Below are 7,408 nucleotides of genomic sequence, written 5' to 3'. Positions count from 1 at the left end.
GTCGGGTAGCGTCACACGCGCAAGTCGCAGTTCGGCATGAATTCACAGGGCTATTTAGTAATGCGACAGTCGGGCCAGTTAGAGATGCGACAGTCCCGCCTCTCGTTTAAACTAGCGTGACAACCTCAAATACGCCGGCCCGGCGATGTCGGATGTGGAGGATGCCATGTTGCGGGGTGCATGCCTGTGCGGCAGGGTCAGTGTTGAGGTCGCAGGCCCGATTGAGCATCAGCCTGAAGCCTGCCATTGCAAAATGTGTCGAAAACAGTCCGGCCACGTCCTTGCTGCCGTGAATGTCCGGCGCGATGCGCTCGAGGTCGGCGGTGAGCAGCATGTCTGTTGGTACCGATCGTCCGACAAAGTCGAACGTGGCTTCTGTTCCGCATGCGGCTCGACGTTGTTCTGGAAGCCGACAATTGAAGGCTATGAGTTCACAGCGGTCGCGATGGGCCTATTCGATGGTCCGACCGGCTTGCATCTCTCCAAACACACATTTGTGGGCGAAAAGGGCGACTATTACGAAATCACAGACGGTCTGCCGCAGAGCGACAGTTACTGACTGTGCGCGTTTCCAAGGTCGGTGTGGCCGACCCGGGGCTCTGGGGCTGTTGGCAGCCCGCTTTCTCCTTGGCTATCTGGAGTGGCAGCCCTCTCCTTCCATGTCGCGATCAGGCCGCCAAAGCGAAGACCGAAGCTGCAACCCTGAGCCGCCCGCCTGATCGGGGTTGACCGCCGGGCGTTCCAATGTCGCGCAGAGTTGCTAGCGCAAGGTTGAAAATGTCCCGATCTCAAAACCGAACTGTCGACCCCTTGAAGTGAAGGCGACCGGCCTTTCACAGGTCTCGCCCGACGAGCGACCCGCTGCTTGTTTAGCCATGCATTCATGTTGCAACGCACAAACTTTCATCAGCGAACGCTAATGCCCATTTCCTAGGCGCGTCACATATTTCGAATTTATCCTTTAGAGTCAAATACATATTTTTGACTCTCAAACTGGCACAGTGTTTGCGTGGCAATTCTTGCTTCGGTCAACGGCGATTGAAGCAAGCTCGGGCGCCGACAGCGCCTGCCAAAGACACCGGCGTCGCAAGGTCCTTGCCTCCAAAGGGATTCCTCCCAGTCCCACGAGCGCGATGACCAAGCGGCGCTTTTTTGTCGGTTTTCCACCGGCCAACGAATTGAGGGAACATGCGCATGACCAAGACTTCGATCGGCGGGCTGACCCGTCGCAGCCTGCTGAAGACGACTGCCAGCGCCGCCATGGTCGGTGCGGCGAAGACGCTATTTCCCTCCGGAGCCTTCGCCCAGGGCGCCGGTCCGGAGACCACGAAGGCAGTTCTCGGCTTCATCGCTCTGACGGATTCCGCGCCGCTTGTCATAGCCAAGGAAAAGGGCTTCTTCGACAAGTACGGCATGACCGAGGTGGAGGTTGTGAAGCAGGCGTCCTGGGGCACGACCCGCGACAATCTGGTCCTCGGCTCAGCCGGCGCCGGTATCGACGGCGCCCATATCTTGACGCCAATGCCCTACCTCATCTCCACCGGCAAGGTGACGCAGAACAACCAGCCGCTGCCGATGGTGATCCTCACCCGCCTCAATCTCGATGCCCAGGCGATCTCGGTCGGGGCGGCCTACGCCGATTTGAAGGTCGGTCTCGACGCCTCGGTCCTCAAGGACGTGTTCGCCAAGAAGAAGGCAGGTGGCGCGGCCGCCAAGGTCGCCATGACCTTCCCCGGCGGCACGCACGACCTCTGGATCCGCTACTGGCTCGCCGCCGGCGGCATCGATCCCGACAAGGATGTCGAGACCATCGTCGTCCCGCCGCCGCAGATGGTCGCCAACATGAAGGTCGGCACCATGGATTGCTTCTGCGTCGGCGAGCCGTGGAATGCGCAGCTCGTCAACCAGAAGATTGGCTATACCGCCGTCAACACCGCCGAGATCTGGGCCAAGCATCCGGAGAAATCCTTCGCGATGCGCGCCGACTGGGTCGAGAAGAACCCCCGCGCTGCGAAGGCGATGGTCATGGCTATCGAGGAGGCCGCACAATGGTGCGATGACATGGCGAACAAGGACGAACTCGCCAAGATCGTCGGCAAGCGCAGCTGGTTCAATGTGCCACCCAAGGACATCGTCGGCCGCCTTAAGGGCGAGTACGACTATGGCAACGGCAAGGTCGTCGAGGACAGCCCGCACTTCATGAAGTTCTGGCGCGATCACGCCTCTTACCCCTTCCAGAACCACGACGCCTGGTTCCTCACCGAGAACATCCGCTGGGGCAAGCTCGCGCCGGAGACGGACATCAAGGGGCTGATCGCCAAGGTGAACCGCGAAGACATCTGGCGCGAAGCGGCAAAGGACCTCGGTGTCGCCGATATCCCGGCCTCCACCTCGCGCGGTCCGGAGACTTTCTTCGACGGCAAGGTCTTCGATCCCGCCAACCCCGAAGCCTACCTGAAGAGCCTGGCAATCAGCCGCATCGCCTGATGCCGCAATGGCAGCCGGCCCCCTACCCGGCTGCCACTGCAGTTCAAAGAGATACAGCCACCTTTGTGCGCCTAACGACGCACGGCGCTGTAGACCCGAAACCTTTAGGAGAACGGCATGCCCGTCACCAATCTCAAGCTCGAACCGCAGGCGCCGCCGCAGCCTTCCGCTCAGGTCATCGCCCTCGGCTACACGGCGCGCCCCGGCATCGATCGCCGGCTGTCGCGCTTTGTCGCTCAGGCTGCCACAAATCTCTTGCCGTTGATCGTCACGCTGTCGTTCTTCACTCTCGCCTGGCAGGTCATTTGCTCGTCGCCCGAATCGAGCCTGCCTGCGCCGTCCCGCGTGCTCGAGGAGAGCTGGGAACTCATCGCCCATCCCTTCTATACTGGCCAGGGCGTCGACCAGGGACTGTTCTGGCATGTCTTCGCCAGCCTGCAGCGCGTCGCGCTCGGCTACGTCATGGCTGCCGCGGTCGGCATCGCCCTTGGTGTGCTTGTCGGCCAGAGCGCGCTCGCCATGCGCGGCCTCGATCCGATCTTCCAGGTGCTGCGTACCGTGCCGCCGCTCGCCTGGCTGCCGCTTTCGCTGGCTGCCTTCCAGGACGGCACCCCCTCGGCGATCTTCGTGATCTTCATCACGGCGATCTGGCCGATCATCATCAACACCGCGGTCGGCATCCGCAACATTCCGCAGGACTACCAGAATGTCGCCAGGGTGCTGCGCCTGAACGGCTTCGAATATTTCGCCAAGATCATGCTGCCCGCCGCCGCCCCGTACATCTTCACGGGCCTCAGGATCGGCATCGGCCTCTCCTGGCTGGCGATCGTCGCTGCCGAAATGCTGATCGGTGGCGTCGGCATCGGCTTCTTCATCTGGGACGCCTGGAATTCGTCGCTGATCAGCGACATCATCGTGGCGCTGATCTATGTCGGCATCGTCGGCTTCCTTCTCGACCGTCTCATCGCGCTGATCGGCCGCGCAGTTACCCGCGGCACCGCGAACGCCTGAGGAGACCCTCCATGACCAAAAGCTATCTCTCGCTCGAACTTATCGACAAGACCTTCGAACGCGGCGGAACGCGCACCGAGGTCCTGAAACAGGTGTCTCTTGCCGTCGAAAAGGGCGAGTTCATCTCGATCATCGGCCATTCCGGCTGCGGCAAGTCGACCCTGCTCAACATCGTTGGCGGGTTGACGCAGGCGACGAGCGGCGTGGTGCTCCTCGACGGCAAGGTGGTCGACGAGCCGGGACCGGACCGTGCCGTCGTCTTCCAGAACCACTCGCTGCTGCCGTGGCTGACGGTCTATGAAAACGTCCGGCTCGCCGTCGACAAGGTCTTTTCTGCGACCCGCAACAAGCGGGAACGCCATGACTGGACCATGCGCAACCTCGAACTGGTGCAGATGGCGCACGCCGCCGACAGGCGCCCTTCTGAAGTGTCCGGTGGCATGAAGCAGCGCGTCGGCATCGCCCGCGCGCTCGCCATGGAACCGAAGGTGCTGCTTCTCGACGAACCCTTCGGGGCGCTCGACGCCTTGACCCGCGCCCATCTGCAGGACCAGGTCATGCAGATCCACGCGACGCTTGGCAATACGGTCCTGATGATCACCCACGACGTCGACGAGGCGGTCCTGCTCTCCGACCGCATCGTGATGATGACCAACGGACCGTCTGCGCGGATCGGTGAGATCCTCGACGTGCCGCTCCCCCGCCCGCGCCGGCGCATCGAGCTCGCCTCGGACCGAACCTACCTGAAATGTCGCGAAGCGGTGCTCAAGTTCCTCTACGAACGCCACCGCTTCGTCGAAGCTGCGGAGTGACTGCCTGCACCCGATCGCTAGAGCATCCGCGCGCCCACCAGCTCAGGCTCCGCTTCCCCTGCCCTCCCGCAGGGGAATGCAGCCGCTTTCAGCCAGTGTAACGCGGTCCGGCCTGGCCTCAGCCGATCCTCAATTTGTCGCGAAGCAATAGAAGAGACCGTCACCTCCGGTGCCCTTGAAGGCCTCGATGGTGCAGCCGCCGCGCGTCGGATGGGAAGAGTTCCACGATTTGGCCGCCGCCGAGTCGTCCAACCCGGTGCGGTCACTGTGACCAACGATTGCGGCACCCTCCGCGCCGCCCATGGTCCAGTTGCCGCAGGTTTCCGCGGCAGCGGTTCCATCCGGCTTGGTGCCGGTCAGGATGTCGTGCCGGTTCGGCGTGTCGCCCCGTCCGTTGATGACTTCGCCCTTTTCGTTGAGCGCAGTTTGTTTGGTCAGATTGTTGCTGTCGCCGTGTAACGAGGCAACATCGTGGGCAATCTTCTCACCCTTGGCATTGTGCCAAGGTCCCGCACCGATGCGATCTTTCGCGTTCTCCGCATCGGTGGAGAGATAGGCCCTCCAGGTCTTGCCGGTTGAACCGCCGGCAGTCGCCAGCGCGCCACAATGTGCATCGGCGCCTGCCAACCCGCCGAGATCGCCGCCCTTGCCCGGATTGGCGCTGGTGACGAAGAAACTCATCGAAGTGTCCTGAGCATAGGCTGAGACGAGCGAACAGGCCAATGCGGTCGCGATAAGTGCCATGCGCTTCATGGCGAACCTCCCTTGGATACGTCCAGGGCTTAAGGGTATTGCGCACGACGGCGAGCGTAAAATCGAAATCTCGTGAGGAACCCGGAGGCGATGCGCTTGTCGCGACAGCGAGGCATCCTCTAGCCACCGCGTATGGACATTCGCCAGACGAAATCGGCGTGGAGGCGAACCGACAAACTGCCCGCCGGATCGGCGACATTGTCGCTGCCGAGCCATGTGACCGCTTCACGTGCGATCGCCTCGATCGGTTGCGCGAAGGTCGTCAGTTGGTAGGAAGACCAGGAGGCCTGCTCGATGTCGTCGAACCCCGACATGCAGAGCTGGTCCGGGACCGAGATCGAGAAGTCGTGGCGCGCGGCGTCGAGGAAACCACAGGCGAGCAGGTCCGTCGCGCAGAAAACGGCGTCCGGACGCTCGCGGCGCGTTAGCAGCCGCTGAGCCAGGACGCGGCCGCTGTCGTAGTTGGTTGGTCCATAGCGCTCCACCAGAACCTCAAGCCCCACCGCCCTCGCCGCTTCAACGAAACCGCGCTCGCGCGCCATCAGGCTCGGCGTTCCCGCCTCCGAATTGGCAAAGGCGAGACGGCGGCAGCCGGCACGCACGAAAGCGGTCACGACACGGCCGGCCGCCTCCCCGTCGTCGAGGTTGATCCTGAAGGGGCCCGGCTGCGCGTCGTCGCGATTGATGAGGACGAGGCGCTGGCCGTTCTTCAGGCAGAGCTCCGTGATCGATTTATCCGGCATGCCGGAGAGGATGATCGATGCGTCGGCGCGATAGCGGATCGCCTGGCGGAGCGCCAGATCGACGCTACCATCGAACCGGTCCGTGTTGACCAGCATGGCGATCTTGCCGGCATCCTGCAGGTGCTGCGTCAAGGTCCGAACCAGGCTGGAACGATACGGCGTCCCCATATCCGAAACGATGAGGCAGACGATGCCGCTCTCATTGCGCATCAGTCCGCGCGCCAGATGGTTGACGTGATAGCCGAGCACCTCGGCCGCCTCCATCACCTTGCGTCGCGTCTCGGCAGAAACGCTGGCACCGGGCGTGAAGGTGCGCGACACTGCCGAGCGGGAGACCCCGGCCCGCACGGCTACCTCCTGGGCGCTGACGAAAGGCTTTTGCGACACGTTCACCGCCTCCAAAACATGCACGGAGCTTTGCATGGTTTTGCAAGAGCGTGCAAGCCGTTGTGGCGCCATAGCCGGCGACAATATCGCACAATCTTGTTGACACCCACGATCATGTCATGCAGCATTTGCACGCGCTTGCAAGGCGCCCGGCTGGAGGCGCCGGCACAATCTGGGAGGAAATCATGGGTTCGGTTAGAATGACTGCGGCCGCTCTTGCCGCGGGTGCGACTTTCTTTGCCTATTCCGCGCAGGCAAACGGGACTCTCAATCTGATCTGCTCGGCAGACGTGGTGATTTGCGAGCAGCTGGAGGGCGCCTTCGAAAAGGAAACGGGCATATCCGTCAACATGGTCCGCCTCTCTTCGGGGGAAACCTATGCGAAGGTCCGCGCTGAAGCGCGAAATCCCAAGACCGACATCTGGTGGGCCGGTACCGGCGACCCGCATCTCCAGGCGGCCTCCGAGGGGCTGACGCTCGAATACAAGTCGCCGATGCTCGCCGAATTGAATGACTGGGCGGTCAAGCAGGCCGAAAGCGCCGGCTACCGCACGGTCGGCGTCTATGCCGGCGCCCTCGGCTGGGGCTACAACACGGAGATTTTCAAGCAGAAGAACCTCAAGGAGCCGACGTGCTGGGCGGACCTGCTCGACGCGTCCTTCAAGGGCGAAATCCAGATCGCCAATCCGAACTCGTCCGGCACGGCCTATACCGCACTTGCGACACTCGTCCAGATCATGGGCGAGGACAAAGCTTTCGACTACTTGAAGAAGCTGAACGCCAACGTCTCGCAATATACGAAATCCGGATCGGCGCCAGTGAAAGCCGCGGCGCGCGGCGAGACCGCAATCGGCATCGTGTTCATGCATGATGCGGTGGCGCAGGCGGTCGAGGGCTTCCCGGTCAAGGCGGTCGCACCCTGCGAGGGGACCGGCTACGAGATCGGCTCCATGTCGATCATCAAGGGCGCCAAGAACCTCGATAACGCCAAGAAATGGTACGACTGGGTTCTATCGGCTAAGGTGCAATCCAGTATGAAGGAGGCGAAATCCTTCCAGATCCCGTCGAATAAATCCGCGGAAGTGCCGAAGGAGGCGCCGAAGCTCGAGGACATCAAGCTGATCGACTACGACTTCAAGACCTTTGGCGATCCGGCCAAGCGCAAGGCGCTGCTCGAGCGCTGGGACCGGGAGGTCGGTGCAAGCGCCAATTGAT

The 7,408-nt window shown here is 62.2% G+C and carries 7 protein-coding genes; 5 read left to right on the top strand and 2 right to left on the bottom strand.

What is annotated here, in order from left to right:
* The first annotated feature begins 166 nt into the window (after nucleotides 1-166).
* From N181_RS21405 to N181_RS21390, 4 genes are all read left to right on the top strand, one after another.
* Entirely contained in the window at nucleotides 167-559 is a 393-nt protein-coding gene (locus tag N181_RS21405) for a GFA family protein (protein WP_037434524.1), read from the top strand.
* Between the two features lie 635 nt (nucleotides 560-1,194).
* Nucleotides 1,195-2,487, top strand: a complete 1,293-nt coding sequence (locus N181_RS21400) for a CmpA/NrtA family ABC transporter substrate-binding protein (RefSeq protein ID WP_037434523.1) — start codon at nucleotides 1,195-1,197, stop codon at nucleotides 2,485-2,487.
* A gap of 117 nt (nucleotides 2,488-2,604) precedes the next feature.
* Nucleotides 2,605-3,498, top strand: a complete 894-nt coding sequence (ntrB, locus tag N181_RS21395; RefSeq protein ID WP_037397940.1) for a nitrate ABC transporter permease — start codon at nucleotides 2,605-2,607, stop codon at nucleotides 3,496-3,498.
* Nucleotides 3,499-3,509: 11 nt separating this feature from the next.
* Nucleotides 3,510-4,310 (top strand): ABC transporter ATP-binding protein, encoded by an 801-nt coding sequence (locus tag N181_RS21390; protein WP_037397937.1) that lies wholly within the window; start codon nucleotides 3,510-3,512, stop codon nucleotides 4,308-4,310.
* Nucleotides 4,311-4,439: 129 nt separating this feature from the next.
* Here the strand turns inward: N181_RS21390 and N181_RS21385 are convergent, their stop codons facing one another.
* Both N181_RS21385 and N181_RS21380 read right to left on the bottom strand, forming a co-directional pair.
* On the bottom strand, nucleotides 4,440-5,063 hold the full coding sequence (locus tag N181_RS21385; protein WP_037434522.1) for a hypothetical protein: 624 nt from the start codon (nucleotides 5,061-5,063) through the stop codon (nucleotides 4,440-4,442).
* 119 nt (nucleotides 5,064-5,182) lie between these two features.
* Complete coding sequence (locus tag N181_RS21380) at nucleotides 5,183-6,193, bottom strand: LacI family DNA-binding transcriptional regulator (RefSeq protein ID WP_037397949.1); 1,011 nt, start codon at nucleotides 6,191-6,193, stop codon at nucleotides 5,183-5,185.
* A 185-nt stretch (nucleotides 6,194-6,378) separates the two neighbouring features.
* On the opposite strand from N181_RS21380, the gene N181_RS21375 reads away from it, so the two are divergent.
* Nucleotides 6,379-7,407, top strand: a complete 1,029-nt coding sequence (locus N181_RS21375) for an ABC transporter substrate-binding protein (protein WP_037397931.1) — start codon at nucleotides 6,379-6,381, stop codon at nucleotides 7,405-7,407.
* The last annotated feature ends 1 nt before the right edge of the window (nucleotide 7,408 follow it).

Origin of the sequence: Sinorhizobium fredii USDA 205, from assembly GCF_001461695.1 — a bacterium.
Lineage (GTDB): Bacteria > Pseudomonadota > Alphaproteobacteria > Rhizobiales > Rhizobiaceae > Sinorhizobium > Sinorhizobium fredii.
The sequence above is the reverse complement of the archived record's forward strand: the minus strand, read 5'-3'. Positions and strand labels throughout refer to the sequence as shown.